Genomic DNA, 15011 nt, shown 5'->3' with positions numbered 1-15011 from the left:
GCCGGGGGCCGGGCGCGGGTGGCAAGGTCAGATGGAGCGGCGGGTGGCCGCGATCGCGAGCTCGACCAGCACCTCACCGGCCTCGGCCGTCACCTCGGCCCGCTCCAGGGCGGCCAGCGCGGAGTGGGTCAGCGTGGTGATCCGTTCCTCGGTCCGGGCCAGCGCCCCGCTGCTGGCGATCACCTCGCGGAGCTGGTCGATCCCGTCCGGGTCGAGCCCGGGGTCACCGAGCCGCTTGGTCAGCAGCGCCCGCCCGGTCGCGTCGGTGGTCTCCAGCGCCGCCGCCACCAGGAAGGTCCGTTTCCCCTCGCGCAGGTCGTCACCGGCCGGCTTGCCGGTCTGGCGGGGGTCGCCGAACACACCGAGTACGTCGTCGCGCAGCTGGAACGCCTCACCCAGCGGCAGCCCGTACCCCGAGTAGGCGGCGAGCAGTGGCGCGGGGGCGTCGGCGAGGGCGGCGCCGAGCAGCAGCGGGCGTTCGACGGTGTACTTCGCCGACTTGTAGCGCGCGATCTTGCCGGCCCGCTCGATCGAGGTGTCGCCGGACGCCTGGGCGAGTACGTCCAGGTACTGCCCGATCGTCACCTCGGTACGCATCTCGTCGAAGACCGGCCGGGCCCGCTGCACCTGGTGCGGGTCGAGCCCGGCTCCGTGCAGCAGCTGGTCGGACCAGACCAGGCAGAGGTCGCCGAGGAGGATGGCGGCCGAGTCGCCGAACCCGTCCGCGTTGCCCGGCCAGCCCGCCCCCCGGTGGTGTGCGGCGAACCGGCGGTGCACCGCGGGCTCGCCCCGGCGGGTGTCGGAACGGTCCATCAGGTCGTCGTGGATGAGCGCACTGGCCTGGACGAACTCCAGCGCGGCGAGCGCCGCCACGATCGGATCGGAGTCGACCCCACCGGCGCCCCGGTAACCCCAGTACGCGAAGGCCGGGCGCAACCGCTTGCCGCCACGCAGCACGAATGCCTCCAGCGCCTCCGCCACCGGGAGCAGGGCGGCGTCGGCGGCGGCGAGCCAGGCACGCTGCCCGGCGAGGAAGTCGGCCAACGCCTGGTCGGTCCGGAGCCGGAGGCTGGCGCGGTCCAGGGGCGGGACGGGGGCGGCATCGGTCACGCCTTGACGCTATCCGTTCCGCGGGAAGTCCGCCGCCGCGGCCCGCCCCGCCCGCCGCCGCCCCAGGCCCGTCCAACCGGTCCCGGCCCGCTCCCGGGCCGGACGTGAGCAGGGCGTGGGGCGCGCGGACCGGCGGACGGGGGCGGTGCGACCGGCCGGTAAATGGGAAGGTGCGGATATTCGGCTCACCCGGCCGGTAAGGTCGTAGGGTGGCGCTCGGACTCCCCTCTGTTCTCCCCAACCCGCAACCGGCGATTGGGGACCTCGTCCGTGGACCCCGGCCGTCGTTCTCGTTCGAGTTCGGGCCGGCAAAGACGGCCGAGGGCGAACGGCTGCTCTGGCAGGCGATCCGTGAGCTGGAGTCGCTCCAGCCCTCCTTCGTCTCGATCACCTACGGTGCCGGCGGGTCGACCCGGGACACCACCGTCGCGGTGACCGAGCGGATCGCCACCGACACCACCCTGCTGCCGATGGCGCACCTGACCGCCGTCAACCACTCCGTCGCCGAACTGCGCCACATCGTCGGCCGGCTCGCCGGGGTGGGCGTGCGGAACCTGTTGGTGGTCCGGGGTGACCCGCCCGGTGACCCGACCGGCGAGTGGGTCCAGCACCCCGAGGGCGTGCTCTACGCCGAGGAGCTGGTCCGGTTGGTGCGGGAGTCCGGTGACTTCAGCGTCGGGGTGGCCGCGTTCCCGTACAAGCATCCCCGGTCGCCGGACATCGCCACCGACACCGAATACTTCATCCGCAAGTGCCGGGCCGGCGCGGACTTCGCCATCACCCAGATGTTCTTCGACGCCGACGACTACCTGCGGCTGCGGGACCGGGTGGCGGCGGCCGGCTGTGACACCCCCATCCTGCCGGGGGTGATGCCGGTCACGAAGATCACCACCATCGAGCGTTCCGAGCAGCTCTCCGGGGCACCCTTCCCGCCCGCGCTGGCCGCCCGCTTCGCTCGGGTCGCCGACGACCCCGAGGCGGTCCGCGAACTCGGCATCCAGCAGACCAGCGAGATGTGCCAGCGGCTGCTCGCCGAGGGTGCGCCCGGCATCCACTTCATCACCTTCAACCGCTCCACCGCGACCCGGGAGATCTGGCAGAACCTCCAGGTCGGCGTCGAGGTGTGAGCAAGCCCGCCGCGTCGGCCCACGGTTACGCCGACAATTGACCCGTGGCGGGAACCCGACTGGATTGGGACGAGTACGCGACCGCCTGGGCGCGGCTGCACGGTGACTTCGACCCGCGCCGCGCCGCGCCCGCGGTCCAGGGGTGGCTGCGGTTCGCGTACCAGATCGGGCACCTGCTCGGCCGGCTGCGGGTGCCGCCGACGGCGGTGACCGTCGTCGGCACCCTCTTCTGCGTCGTGGTGCCGATCACCGTGCTCCGGGAGCCGGGTGGGCCGTTCATCGCGGCCGGGTTCGTGCTGCTCGCCGCCGTCGCGGACAGCGTCGACGGCGCGGTCGCCGTGGTCACCGGCCGGACCAGCCGACTCGGGTACGTCTACGACTCGGTCGCCGACCGGGTCGGTGAGGTCGCCTGGCTGATCGCGTTCTGGCTGCTCGGCGCCCCCGGGGCGCTCGTCGTGGCGGCCGGGGCGCTCTCCTGGCTGCACGAGTACGTCCGGGCCCGGTCGGTCTCGGCCGGGATGCGGGAGATCGGGGCGGTGACCGTCGGCGAGCGCCCCAGCCGGGTCCTGGTCGCGCTCATCGGCCTGCTGGTGACCGGGGCGGCCCGGTTGATCCAGTTCGACCTGGGGGCGGGGACCATCACCGTGGTCGCCGCGATCTGGGTGCTGCTCGCCGGCTTCGGACTGGTGCAGTTGCTGGGGGCGGTGCGCCGGGCGCTGCTCTGATCCCGGCAGCGGTCAGGCGGCCCCGATCCGGGCCGCGACGATCTGGGCCGAGAGGGTGACCATCGGCAACCCGCCGCCGGGGTGGGTGGAGCCGCCGACCAGGAAGAGACCGGGCACCGGGCCCCGGTTGGCCGGGCGCAGCATGCCTCCGGCGGTGCCGTAGATCGCCCCGCCCGGGGTGCCGGTGGCGGTGGCGAGATCGGCCGGGGTACGGATCTCACGGAAGAGCAGGCGGTCCCGTACGTCCACGCCCCGCGCGGCGAGTACGTCCAGGATCCGGTCGGCGTACGCCTCGGCGAGCCCGGGGCGGCGCCAGTCGATCGAGGTGAGCGAACGGCCCTGCCGTGCCGCGTTCACCAGCACGAACCAGGACTCGTGCCCGGCCGGTCGGACGGCGGGGTCGTCGGCGACGGTCACGAAGACGGTCGGGTCCGCTGCCGGTCGGGCGGGTACGCCCCGCCCCGCGTCGCCGAAGACCGCGTCGAACTCGGCGTCGTAGTCGGTCGGGAAGAACACGTTGTGGTGCGCCAGGCCGGACGCCCCGCGTACGCCGAGCAGCAGTACAAAACCGGCGAGGCTCCGGTCGGCCAGGCCGGCGAGCCGGTCCGGGCGGGGGAGCAGATCCCGGTAGACGGTCAGCGCGTCCACGTTGGCCACCACCACGTCCGCCGGCACCGGGGCGGTCGCGCCGGCCAGCCGTACCCCGTGGACCCGACCTCCGGCGGCGTTGATGCCGGTCACCGTGGTGCCGGTCTGCACCACCACCCCCAGGTCCAGGCAGCGGGAGAGGAGCGCGTCGGCGAGACCGCCGAGGCCGCCGCGCAGGTACCAGCCACCGAAGGCCAGCTCGGCGTAGGGGACCGCGGCGAGCGCGGCCGGCGCCCGGCGTGGATCGGCACCGGTGTAGGTGGCGTACCGGTCGAGCAGCATCCGCAGCCGTGGGTCGCGCAGGTGCGAGCGGCCGAGCCCGCGCAGGCTCTGCCCGGGACGGATCGCGGCCAGGTCGCCCAGCCGCCAGGCGAGGCGGGCCAGGTCGAGCGGCGAGTCGACGCTGCTGCGCAGGATGTCCCGCCAGGCGGCGTGCCAGATCCGGCCCGCCCGCCGCCAGAACCGCTCCCAGTCCGCCTCGGCCTCGGGACCGAAGACAGCGCCGATCCGGGCCGCGAAGGCCCCCGGTTCGGCACAGGAGTCGAGCACCGTCGCGGCGCCGCCGCCGTACCCGGGGAAGTGGTGCCGCACGATCGGGTCCAACGGCACCAGGTCGAGGTACTCGTCGAGCTTGGCGCCGGTGTCGAGGAAGAGGTCGGTGAAGACCTGCGGCAGGGTGAGCAGGCTGGGGCCGGTGTCGAAGTGGAACGTACCGGCCGGGGTGTCGCGGGAGTGCCGGCCGAGCTTGCCGCCGACCGTCTCGGCCCGCTCGAAGAGCGTGACCTCGTGACCGGTGGCGGCCAACCGGGCCGCGGTGGCGAGGCCGCCCACCCCGGCGCCGACAACGACGATTCGACTCACCCCGTGCGCCTCCTCTCCGCTGGCCGACCGCGCCGGTCGATCGTGGAATCCGGTGCCGGCGTGGACCGGCGCGGGTGCCGTGAGCTGGGTCAGAGCACCGGCCGACCGCGCCAGAAGAGCCGTCGCCGCCTGCGCAGATGGTACGACCGCAGGGTCAACCAGCCCAGCAGCGCGACCGAGAGCGGGTGTGCCAAAACGTCCGGCCAGCGTCGGCCACCGCTGGCCCGGGCGCTGACCAGCCGGCCGGCGACGCCGAGCAGGTAGGCGACGGACGCGGCCAGGGCCAGTGGCACCGCACCGGCGACCGCCGCCGCCACCGCGAGCAGCGGCGGCACGGTGTAGAGGAGCAGGAGCAGCGCGACCACGGACGCGGCGCCGACCGGCGAACCGAACGAGGCCCAGAGCGACTTGGTGTAGCCGTCGCGCAACTCGACCCAGGAGCCGTACATCCGGCAGTCGGCCAGGCCGGAACCGTCCGCGAGGGCGATCCTCCCGTCGGCCCGCTTGACCGCGCGGGCCAGTTCGATGTCCTCCAGGATCCGGTCCCGGACCGCCGCGTGCCCACCGGCCCGCTGGTAGCCGGCCCGGTCGACGACCAGGAACTGCCCACCGGCCGCCGCGAGCGAGGGGCGCGGCGAGCGTTCCATCGCCCGCAACGGCAGAAAGGTCAACCAGGTCCACTGCAGCAGCGGCTGGACCAGCCGCTCACCGACCGAACCGGTGACGATCCGGGGGTACGGGGTGAGCAGCGTGGCCCGCGCCGTACGCAGCGCCGCGACGGCGCCCGCCACCGCGTACGGGTTCAGGACCACGTCGGCGTCAACGAAGACCAGCGCGGACGCCTCAGCGGTGGCCGCCTCGGCGAGCTGCTGGCACGCGTACGGCTTGCCGAGCCAGCCGGGCGGGGGCGGTGCGCCGGTGAGCAGCCGCAGTCTCGGGTCACCGGCGGCGACCGTACGCACCATGTCGGCGGTGCCGTCGGTGGAGCCGTCGTCGAGGACCACGATCTCCAGGCCGGGTACGCCCCGCTGGGCCAGCAGCGACCGCAGGCACGGGGTGAGCCGGTCGGCCTCGTCCCGCAGCGGCAGCAGGACCGAGACCGGTTCGTCCACCGTGGCCTGTGCGGGCGTACGGCGCAGCCAACGGGTGGCGTTGACGTGGCTGTGCACGGTCAGCGCGGCGACCACGGCGGCGAGAACCAGGGCCGGTACGGCACCGGCCCAGCTCACGCGCGTACCCGGTGTGGAAGGCGGGGCCGTAGCAGCGCGCCGGCCAGCGGCACGGCGACCACCGACATGGCCAGCGCCCCCCAGACGGCCGAGCCGGGCAGGTCGAGGAAGACCGCGTGGGCGAGCACGCTGGAGGCGTACGTCCAGAGGTAGAGCGCGTACATCGGGGCGTCGGCGGCGTCCCGCGCCCCCTCGGCCGGGGCGAGCCGGGCCAGCACCGCCATCAGCAGCACCGCCACCAGCAACCAGCCCAGGTAGTTGCCGACCGGCACCCCCGCCACGCCGGGCAGGGCCGGGGTCGGCCGGTGCCAGCTCCAGTAGCCCTCGGCGACCATCTGCGGGTCGAGGAAGAGGTCCCAGGTGGCGAGCCCGAGCGCGGCCAGCGCGACCCGTCGGGGACCGGGTCGGGTCAGCCGCACCGCCGCCAACCAGGCCGGCCACGCCATCCAGGTCCAGGCGAGCGGGATGACCAGCGGTACGCCGCCCAGCTTCGGCCCGAGCTGCCCGGAGTAGTCGTAGTCGCCGAACGGGAAGCCGGTCGTCACGCCGAGCGCCTCGACCGCCCAGCCGCCGCCGGTGGTGACCAGGATCAGCACGGCGGCGGTCCGGGCACCCCGGCTGAGCAGGGCGTGGCCGACCGACAGCAGGTAACCGAGCACGACCGTGGCCACGGTCAACCGGGCCCGGTCCCGACCCTCGGTGAGCGGGTAGCCGATCTGCGCCAGCACCAGTACGACCAGCGGCAGCCACCGCAACCGGTTCCGGTCCAATCGATCCTCCGCCAGGTCAGTCGGGGATCGGCGGGGCGAGCGGCAACTCCCGACCGAGTACGGCGAACGAACGCTCGTCGCCGGGAAAGTGGAAGCCGCGCAGCACGTCGGTGAAACCGAAGCGCCGGTAGAGCCGCCACGCCCGGGACTTCTGCTCGTCCGCCTCCGGAGTGGAGAGCAGGGTGGTGCTCTCCTGGGCCATGCCGAGCAGGGCGGTGAGCTGGCGGGCGCCGATCCCGTGCCCCTGCGCCGCCGGGCGTACGTGCAGCTCGACCACCTCGAAGCAGTCGGTGAACCAGGTCTTGCGCCCGTCGTCGGTCAGCGCGGCGTACACCTGGTCGTGCCACCACTGGCCGGAGTAGGAGTGGTAGCCGTAACCGAAGCCGGCCAGCCGCCCGTCGTTGGTCAGCGTGGCCACCGCACGGAAGCCGCGGCGGCGTACGTGGGTGGCGATGTAGCCCCGTCGGGCCTCCAGCAGTTCGGCCCGGTAACCCATCGCCTCGCCGTAGACCGTCACCACGTCGTCCAGCCGCCGGACCAGATCGTCCGGCTGCCACGGCACCAGCCTCATGCCTGCCCGCTCCTCATCGCCATCGTCACTCTCGGCAATCATCACTCTGGGCCACCATCGTGACCGGCCCAGTCCAGTACGGTCCGGTCACCGCGCACCGCCCGTACCTCGAACCGGGCGAAAAGCTCCTCGGCGTACCACCGCTCGGTCGGGGTGCGCATGATCGCGCCGCGATGCTCCGGCTGACGGTACGCGAATTCGACCAGGTCCGTGCTGCTGCGCCACACGGTGACCGTGCCCTGCCAGCCCAGCGGCGCCTCTCCGACACCGAACCGGGCGACCAGGCCGGGGGCGTTCCGTAGCGCCGCGACGACCGGGGGAACCGCCCGCCAGAACGTGGCCGCCCGCGCCGGACGCAACCGGGCCCGGGTCAGCGCCAGCACCGGCCCGTCCGACGCGGTGAGCCGCCCGGGCGGGCCGCCGCGACCGGCGGGGTCGGTGCGGTCGGCCGGGTCGGTGCGGTCGGCCGGGTTGGTGCGGGCGGTCGGGTCACCGAAGGGTTCCGTACCGGCCCAGCGGCCCCGGCTGGACAGTGGGCGCAGGTCGAGGCGGGCGCCGGCCAGCGCGATCCGACCCCAGGCGCGCCCGACCGGGCTGTCGTCGAAATCGGCCGCCCGCGCCGGCTCGGACCAGACCACCAGCGCCGCCCAGCGGGTCAGGTCGGCGTCGGTCGGCCCGAAGCTGGTCCCGCTTCCGGTGCCGAGGAGCTTGCCAAACCGTACGCCGGGGGTGGCCCGCAGCCGGCGCCGGTCGACCGCCATCCGGGTCAGCGCCCTCGGCAACGCCCGGCGGGGTATCCGCCAGACGTGCAGGGTGACAAGGTCCGGCGGCTGGTTCACGCGACCTCGGCGGGGTCGCCGCCGGTGAGCCGCAGCAACTCCGGGTAGGTGGTCGGGAACACCGCCCGGGGTACGCCGCCGGCGGCCCAGACCTCGGGGTGTCCGGCGAGCGCGGTGTCGACCACGGTACGGACCGGACCCGGATGCCCGACCGGGGCGACGCCGCCGATCGGCTGGCCGGTGTGGTGCTTGACGAATTCCGGGGTGGCCCGCTTCAGCGTGCCGAGGCCGAGCGTGGCCGCCAGCCGTGGGGTGTCGACCCGGTGTGCGCCCGAGGTGAGCACCAGCAGCGGCGTACCGTCCGCCTCGAAGATCAGGGAGTTGGCGATCTGACCCACCTCGACACCGAGGGCGGCCGCCGCCGCGGCGGCGGTGTGCACCGCCTCGGGCAGGATCCGGACCCGGGCCGGCTGACCGGAGCCGTCCTGCGCCCGGGCCTGGTCCAGGGTCTCCTGCACCGCCTGCACGTTGGCGTGTAGCTGCATGCCCCCATCTTGCCCAGGGTGGGCGGGGGCCGCCGGTCAGCCCCCTCCGGTCGGCCCCTGCGGGTGGTCGCGGGCGGCGGCCGGGTGCGGATTGATCTATGTTGACCCCATGACTGGGCCACTGCGCGTACTGATCTCAGCCGACATGGAGGGCATCGCCGGAATCGTCCATCCGACCGAGACCAATCCGGAGCGGTACGACTACGAGCGGGGCCGCCGGTTGATGACGGCGGAGGTCAACGCCGCGATCGCCGGTGTGCTGGACGCGGAGCCGGACGCGGCGGTGCGGGTGGCGGACGCGCACGGGTCGTTCCGCAACCTGCTGCCGGAGGAACTGGACCGGCGGGCCCGCCTGGTCCGGGGCAAGCCACGCCCGATGGGCATGCTCGGCGGCCTCGGGCTGCCCACGTTTTCCGATGCCGGCGGTTCCGATGACGCCAGTGGTTCCGGCGAGGAGGGCGGGGTGGTGCTTTTCGTGGGCTACCACGCCCGTGCCGGCGCCGGTCCGGCAGTGCTCGCCCACACCATGAGTGACACGGTGCTCGACGTGCGGATCAACGGCCGTTCGTTGGGCGAGATCGGGCTCAACGCCGCCGTGGCCGGTCACCATGGCGCACCGGCGGTCCTGCTCAGCGGCGACGACGCGGCGTGTGCGGAGCTGAACGCCCTGGTCCCGGCCGCGCTGACGGTGCCGGTGAAGTTCGCGCTGGGTCAGGCTGCGGCGGAGACGATCCATCCGGAGGAGGCCCGGGAAAACCTCCGCGCCGGGGCCGCCGTTGCCGTCGCGCGACGCGCGCAGGTGCCACCCTTCACGCTCACCGGCCCGCTGCAGGTCGAGGTCGACATCTACAGCCCGACCACCGTCGACCTGGCCGTGCTCGTGCCCGGCGTCTCCCGGGCGCCCGGTGCCCGTACGGTCACCTTCACGGCCGAGGACATGCCGCAGGCGTACTCCCTGATCCAACTCCTGGTCCAGCTCGGCACGATCAAACCCGCCTGACCCGCCCGCTCCCGTTTCCGCTCCCGTTTCCGCTCCCGTCGATCATGAAGTTAGCGCGCCGGATCGGGCGTGCCGAGGGGACTAACTTCATGATCGACGGAGACGGGGGGATCGGGTAGGGGGGCGGTGGGGGCGGGGAGGCGGGCGGTTTCGGCGAGCGCGACGCCGGCGAGGACCACCAGGCCGCCGGCGATCTGGACGGGCGTGAGCGCCTCACCGGTACCGATGGCCAGCCACGCGACCACCGAGGCGATCACCGGCTCGGCCATCCCGAGAATGCTGACGCTGGTCGCGGGGAGGTGCCGCATCGAGCCGGAGACCAGCAGGAACGGCACGATCGAACCGAGCACCACCACGTACGCGCAGAGCAGCGGCACCGGAACCCCGCCGCTGCGCTCACCGAACGGTTCCCAACCGCCACCGCCGACGGTCACCGCCCGGGTGATCAGGCCGGCCACCGCCGAGGCGCCGAACGCCCAGGTGGTCAGGGAGAGGGTGTCCCGCTGCTGCACACCCCGCGCGCCGAGCACGTAGTAACAGGCGAGCACGACGGCCGCGCCGAGCCCGGCGAGCACTCCCAGCCCGTCCAACTCCAGTGCGCCCCACACCTCGGCCACGCAGGCCAGTCCGGCCAGGCTCGCGGCGAGTCCGAGCCAGAGCCGGGGACGGGCCCGCTGGTGTTGACCGAAGCGGGCCCAGAGCGCGACCAGCAGGGGAGCGGTGTACTCGAACAGCAGTCCGATCCCGACCGGCAGCCGGGAGATCGCGGTGAAGTAGAGCATCGGGGTGAGGAAGAACCCGGCCAGGCCGAAGCCGATCAGCAGCGGCAGCTCGCGGACGCTGACCCGGAGCCGGCGTACGCCCGGACGTACCAGCACGCTCAGCAGCAGCAGCCCGGCGAAGGCGCCCGCCGCCCGGATCAGGGTGAGCTGTGGCGCTTCGACGCCGGCGCGGAGCACCAGCTTCGACACGGTCCCGTTGACGGCGAACAGGACGCTCGCGGAGAGCACCATCAGTACGCCGAGAGCCGGGTTACGAGTTGTCACCGACCGAGGTTACCGGCGTGACGTCAGCACCCACCCCGCCACCCGCCCGTTACTCCCACACCTCGGACACGCGCCCTGCCCCTGGCCGGGGAGCGGGCGGCGGGCGCGGGGCACCGGGAGGCGGACGTCCGTGGGGATACTGGGGCGTGGTGCCCGTGGTGTTCCACACCCGGGCGCCCGATCCGGGGAGGAACATGGACGCACGTTTCGAGGCGAGCAGTCGCCTCACCGCCTTCGGCAACCAGTTGATCGAAGTACACATCTGGCTCCGCGAGCAGTTGGAAGACCTCCGGGACAACGTCGACGCCTATTTCGCGGGCGAGGGTCTCCCGCCCCGGGACCTGCGGGCGCATCACCGAGTTGAAGACCGACCACAACCGGATCGACTGGATCCTGGGCAGGCTGGAGAAGCTGCTGAGCGACCTCCCGACGGACCCGGACCCGGACCCGGGCGCCGCGAGCCGGGTACGCGCGGAACTGGAGGGTCTGGCGGCCATCATGGAGACGCACTTCACGTACGAGGAGAAGAAGCTGATCTCCGTGCTGAACTCGATGGATCTGCCGGGGTGGCGGGCGGACCGCCCGGATTTCCTGCTGACCGGGGAGCCCGACGGCGAGGGGTGAGTGGGCTGGGCGTGACCGGCGCCGCGTGGGCCCGCCACGGCATCAGTGGCGGACCCACGCGCACGGCGTCGCCCCTCGTGGAGGCGGCGCCGGAGCGCCCCGTCAACACCGCCCGGGACAGCGGTGCCGATGGATCGATCACCGGGACGGGTCGGCCGATCTGGTGGTCCCCTTTCGGGTGACTCTTGATCAACTCTTCGGATGCTATCCACTCCGCCCCGGTGGGCGGGGGAAGGGCAGATGAAGCCCGTACGGCCGGGCCGTGAAGTGGCGGGTCCTCTCTGTCGGTCTGATGGAGTGCATCCGCGTCACCGCCACGCTCTCGTGGCCGTCACCGGGTGACCCGACCGCCTCCCGGGCGGCCGACAGGACGTACGACCGGCGTCGACATGCGGCCGGCGGTGCCGGTCGTACGTTGCGTTTTTGTCGGCGGCGAGGTGTACTGTCATCAGTAGTTAGAACGCGTGTTCGATTAGGTGTCGCTCGATCGGTCGTCTTCGGTCCGGTCGTCCTCACCGGGTCGAGCGCTCGTCCTGGCGATCGGGAGTCGCGTTCGCGGCGTGCCTCCCGGCGTGCGGTTCCGCGGACCGCGCGGGCTCCGGGCACACCAGCCCGGGCCACCAAGGCAGGATCACCGTCCGCCGCCCACGACCCCCGGGCGGCGGACGGTGACCCCGCCGGTTCAGCCGGCAGGGTGAGGTGTGGGGAAGCATCCACACCCGGCCGGCACCACCGGTGCGTCTTCCTCCGCAGCGGGCTATCCGACAGTGCGTGGCCATCCGGGCTCCGGGCCCGACCGGTGGCGACGCGGCGGCGAAGCGGAGGAGAGTCCCATGCCGACCAGCCCGGTTCAGGCGCCGACGGTGCCGGCGCACATGCTGCCGCACCGGACCCCGGCCCAACTGCTCGTGATCGCCCGGCGTGGGCTGGCGGAAGCCGCCCAGACCCGACCCGAGGGACTGCGTTACGCCGCGGCACACCTGGCCGCCCTGCGCGCCGCCGCCGCGGTGCTCGCCGCCCGGGCCCGTCCCGCCCCCACCCGGCGCAACCGGGTCACCAGCGTCTGGGCCCTGCTCGTGCTCGTCGCCCCCGAGATGGGGGAGTGGGCCACCTACTTCGCCACCGGCGCGACCAAGCGCGCCGCCGCCGAGGCCGGCATCCCCCGGGTGGTGACCGAGCGGGAGGCCGACGACCTGCTCCGCTCGGCCGAGCAGTTCGTGGCCGTGGTCGAGGCCGCGCTCGGCCTGTCCCACCAACCCGCCCTCGACGGATTGGCCGCCTGAGCCGCGAGAACCATCGAGGGGCAGGCGAAGCGGGCGGCGGAGACCACGACGGCCGTCCGACCGCGCCATCGGATCGGCGACACAGCTACAGACGGGGACGGGTGAGCCCATGGCGGGCCGGATGACGGTCGGGTCGGCAGCGTTGACGGACCTGGTTCGACCGGCGAGCGCTCCTGATCCGGCCGGTGCCCACCGGACCCTGCCGGTGCTTCCCGAACTGATCGGTCTGCTGCCCAACCGAGGGCTGCGACGAGGCAGCACGGTCGCGGTCGGCACCGGCCAACCCGCCCGCAGCGGCGGCACCTCACTCCTGCTGGCGCTGCTCGCCGAGGCGTCCCGGACCGGTTCGTGGTGTGCGGTGGTCGGCGTACCGACCCTCGGCATGGGGGCGGCGGCCGAACTCGGCATCGCGTTGGACCGGCTCGCCCTCGTGCCGAACCCCGGACCGGAATGGGCGACCGTGGTCGCCGCCCTGATCGACGGGGTCGACGTGGTCGTCGTCGCTGTGCCGGGCTCGATCAGCGCCTCGGTCACCGGCCGGCTGGCCGCCCGGGCCCGTCAGCGCGGCAGCGTGCTGGTTCCGTACGGCCAGTGGGCCGGAGCCGACGTCACCCTCCAGGTGATCGGGGGCGCGTGGGAAGGGCTTGGTCAGGGTCGGGGCAGATTGCGTCGGCGCGAGGTGACCGTCTCCGCCCGGGGACGTGGCGCCGCCGCCCGGCCCAAGGAGATCAAGGTCTGGATGCCGGGCGACGAGGTCACCCGCACGATCAAGGCGGCCGGCGGCAGCCGTACGCCCGGTTCGCCCACCACCGGACCGGAGACCGGTGGTCGGCGTACCGCGCTCACCCTGGTCGCGCGGTGACGGACCCGACCGGCGTGAGCGGCCGGGGTCGCCAGGTGGCGGAGAGAACTCGTCGGGGCGACCGCCAACTGCGCGAACCGGGCGGGTCGACAGGGCGTCAGGGGAGGTCCGGCCATACAAGAATCGAACACATGTTCTAAGGTGGCGTGACGGGCTGGTCGAGCTCGACGGGCTGGTCGAGGAGGGTGTGATGGGCGGCGGGACGGGGGACGCCGAACGACCGGCACCGGTGCGCACCCTGCTCCTCTGGTGCCCGGACTGGCCGGTGGTCGCGGCCGAGATCGTCGACGGGGTGCCCGCGTCCGCCCCGGTCGCCGTGCTGCACGCCAATCGGGTGTACGCCTGCTCCACCGCCGCCCGAGCCGAGGGAGTGCGACGTGGCCTGCGTAAACGGGAGGCACAGAACCGCTGCCCGCAACTGATCGTGGTCGACCACGATCCCGGCCGGGACGCCCGCGCCTTCGAGTCGGTGGTCGCCGCGGTCGAGGAGGTCGCCGCCGGGGTCGAGGTGATCCGACCGGGTGCCTGCGCGCTCGTCGCCCGTGGCCCGGCCCGCTACTTCGGCGGCGAGGAGCAGGCCGCCGAGCGGATCGTCGAGCATGTCGCCCAGACCTGCCTGGTGGAGAGCCAGATCGGCATCGCCGACGGGCTGTTCGCCGCCGGGCTGGCCGCCCGTACCGGTCAGCTCGTACCGCCCGGTGGCACCCCGGAATTCCTCGCCGGGCTGCCGGTCGAGGCGCTCGGCCGGCCGGCCCTGACCGACCTGCTGCGCCGGCTCGGGCTGCGTACCCTGGCCGATTTCGCGGCGTTGCCGGCGGGTGACGTACTGGCCCGGTTCGGGTTCGACGCCGCGCTCGCCCACCAGTTGGCCGCCGGCCGCGACCACCGGCGGCTCGCGGTCCGCCGGCCGCCACCCGACCTGGCCGTGACCGAGACGTACGACGAAGCGCTCGACCGGGTCGACGCCGCCGCGTTCGCCGCCCGTTCCCTCGCCGAACGGCTGCACGAGACCCTCGCCGGGCACGCCCTGGCCTGCACCCGGCTCGGCATCGAGGCGGTCACCGAACACGGCCAGGAACTGCACCGGGTCTGGCGGCACGACGGGCTGCTCAGCGCGGCGGCCATCGCCGACCGGGTCCGCTGGCAACTCGACGGCTGGCTCTCCGGGACCAACCGGCGTCCCGGCGCCGGAGGGCGTCCCGTTCCGCCCCGGCCGACCTCGGGAATCATCCGGTTGCGGCTGGTGCCCGACGGGCTGCTCGCCCAGGCCGGCCTGCAACCGGGCCTGTGGGGTGAGACCGGCGCCGAACGGGACCGGGCACACCGGGCACTGAGCCGGGTGCAGGGCATCCTCGGCCCCGACGCGGTGCTGACCGCGGTGCTCGGCGGCGGGCGGTCCCCGTCCGACCAGGCCCGGTTGGTGCCGTGGGGGGACGAGCGGACCCCCGGCCGCCCGGCGACACCGCCCTGGCCGGGCCGGTTGCCGCCGCCCGCGCCGGCGGTGGTGCTGCCCGCTCCGGTGCCGGCCGCGGTCTACGACAGCACCGGCGAACTGGTCGTGGTGACCGCCCGGTTGGCGGTCAGTGCCGCCCCGGTCCGGCTCGTGGTGGGCGCCGCCGCCCCGGTGGAGATCGTCGGCTGGGCCGGGCCCTGGCCTCTGGACGAGCGCTGGTGGGCGCCGGCCGAGGCCCGGCGGCGGGCCCGGTTCCAGGTACGGCTCGCCGACGGTGGTGCGCTGCTGCTCTCCCTCGCCGGGGGCCAGTGGGCGGTGGAGGCGGTCTATGACTGACCACCCGGCCCGCCGCGCAACGGTCCACGCGGGGTGTCGCCG

The 15011-nt window shown here is 74.0% G+C and carries 15 protein-coding genes; 7 read left to right on the top strand and 8 right to left on the bottom strand.

What is annotated here, in order from left to right; genetic code table 11:
* Nucleotides 1-27: 27 nt before the first annotated feature.
* Nucleotides 28-1110: a polyprenyl synthetase family protein gene (locus BDK92_RS07405; protein ID WP_121155822.1), complete on the bottom strand. Its 1083-nt coding sequence runs from the start codon at nt 1108-1110 to the stop codon at nt 28-30.
* Between the two features lie 209 nt (nt 1111-1319).
* Between BDK92_RS07405 and metF the strand changes: the two genes are divergently transcribed.
* Both metF and BDK92_RS07395 read left to right on the top strand, forming a co-directional pair.
* The gene (gene metF, locus BDK92_RS07400; RefSeq protein ID WP_121155820.1) at nt 1320-2237 is read left to right on the top strand and encodes a methylenetetrahydrofolate reductase [NAD(P)H]; all 918 of its coding nucleotides are present in this window, start codon (nt 1320-1322) and stop codon (nt 2235-2237) included.
* A 44-nt stretch (nt 2238-2281) separates the two neighbouring features.
* Complete coding sequence (locus BDK92_RS07395; protein ID WP_121155818.1) at nt 2282-2962, top strand: CDP-alcohol phosphatidyltransferase family protein; 681 nt, start codon at nt 2282-2284, stop codon at nt 2960-2962.
* Nucleotides 2963-2974: 12 nt separating this feature from the next.
* Here BDK92_RS07395 and BDK92_RS07390 read toward each other — a convergent pair whose 3' ends face one another.
* The 6 genes from BDK92_RS07390 to BDK92_RS07365 all read right to left on the bottom strand — a co-directional run bounded on the left by BDK92_RS07390 (nt 2975) and on the right by BDK92_RS07365 (nt 8365).
* Complete coding sequence (locus tag BDK92_RS07390) at nt 2975-4471, bottom strand: phytoene desaturase family protein (RefSeq protein WP_121155816.1); 1497 nt, start codon at nt 4469-4471, stop codon at nt 2975-2977.
* A gap of 89 nt (nt 4472-4560) precedes the next feature.
* Nucleotides 4561-5700 carry a glycosyltransferase family 2 protein gene (locus tag BDK92_RS07385; RefSeq protein ID WP_121155814.1) on the bottom strand — a complete coding sequence of 380 codons (1140 nt, stop codon included), beginning with the start codon at nt 5698-5700 and terminating at the stop codon, nt 4561-4563.
* A complete protein-coding gene (locus BDK92_RS07380; protein WP_121155812.1) occupies nt 5697-6470 on the bottom strand; it encodes a carotenoid biosynthesis protein in 774 nt (257 codons plus the stop codon). Before BDK92_RS07380 ends, BDK92_RS07385 begins: the two co-directional genes overlap by 4 nt.
* Before the next feature lie 16 nt (nt 6471-6486).
* Nucleotides 6487-7041: a GNAT family N-acetyltransferase gene (locus BDK92_RS07375; protein WP_121155810.1), complete on the bottom strand. Its 555-nt coding sequence runs from the start codon at nt 7039-7041 to the stop codon at nt 6487-6489.
* A 41-nt stretch (nt 7042-7082) separates the two neighbouring features.
* Entirely contained in the window at nt 7083-7880 is a 798-nt protein-coding gene (locus BDK92_RS07370) for a monooxygenase (RefSeq protein ID WP_121155808.1), read from the bottom strand.
* Nucleotides 7877-8365, bottom strand: coding sequence for a YbaK/EbsC family protein (locus BDK92_RS07365; RefSeq protein ID WP_121155806.1), 489 nt, complete (start codon nt 8363-8365; stop codon nt 7877-7879). Before BDK92_RS07365 ends, BDK92_RS07370 begins: the two co-directional genes overlap by 4 nt.
* A gap of 109 nt (nt 8366-8474) precedes the next feature.
* On the opposite strand from BDK92_RS07365, the gene BDK92_RS07360 reads away from it, so the two are divergent.
* Nucleotides 8475-9365 carry a M55 family metallopeptidase gene (locus BDK92_RS07360; protein WP_121155804.1) on the top strand — a complete coding sequence of 297 codons (891 nt, stop codon included), beginning with the start codon at nt 8475-8477 and terminating at the stop codon, nt 9363-9365.
* 50 nt (nt 9366-9415) lie between these two features.
* Here the strand turns inward: BDK92_RS07360 and BDK92_RS07355 are convergent, their stop codons facing one another.
* Nucleotides 9416-10411 carry an EamA family transporter gene (locus BDK92_RS07355; RefSeq protein WP_211349127.1) on the bottom strand — a complete coding sequence of 332 codons (996 nt, stop codon included), beginning with the start codon at nt 10409-10411 and terminating at the stop codon, nt 9416-9418.
* Between the two features lie 360 nt (nt 10412-10771).
* Here BDK92_RS07355 and BDK92_RS39625 point away from each other — a divergent pair, with 360 nt between their 5' ends.
* The 4 genes from BDK92_RS39625 (at nt 10772) to BDK92_RS07330 (ending at nt 14969) form a co-directional block, all read left to right on the top strand.
* On the top strand, nt 10772-11035 hold the full coding sequence (locus BDK92_RS39625; RefSeq protein WP_211349125.1) for a hemerythrin domain-containing protein: 264 nt from the start codon (nt 10772-10774) through the stop codon (nt 11033-11035).
* A gap of 833 nt (nt 11036-11868) precedes the next feature.
* Nucleotides 11869-12318: an SAV_6107 family HEPN domain-containing protein gene (locus tag BDK92_RS07340; protein WP_121155799.1), complete on the top strand. Its 450-nt coding sequence runs from the start codon at nt 11869-11871 to the stop codon at nt 12316-12318.
* Nucleotides 12319-12427: 109 nt separating this feature from the next.
* Nucleotides 12428-13180 carry a hypothetical protein gene (locus tag BDK92_RS07335; protein ID WP_246016877.1) on the top strand — a complete coding sequence of 251 codons (753 nt, stop codon included), beginning with the start codon at nt 12428-12430 and terminating at the stop codon, nt 13178-13180.
* Nucleotides 13181-13370: 190 nt separating this feature from the next.
* On the top strand, nt 13371-14969 hold the full coding sequence (locus tag BDK92_RS07330; protein ID WP_121155797.1) for a DNA polymerase Y family protein: 1599 nt from the start codon (nt 13371-13373) through the stop codon (nt 14967-14969).
* Nucleotides 14970-15011: the final 42 nt, after the last annotated feature.

Source organism: Micromonospora pisi (assembly GCF_003633685.1).
Classification (GTDB): Bacteria; Actinomycetota; Actinomycetes; order Mycobacteriales; family Micromonosporaceae; genus Micromonospora_G; species Micromonospora_G pisi.
Note: the sequence above shows the minus strand (reverse complement) of the source record. Positions and strands in the feature narration are given on the sequence as shown.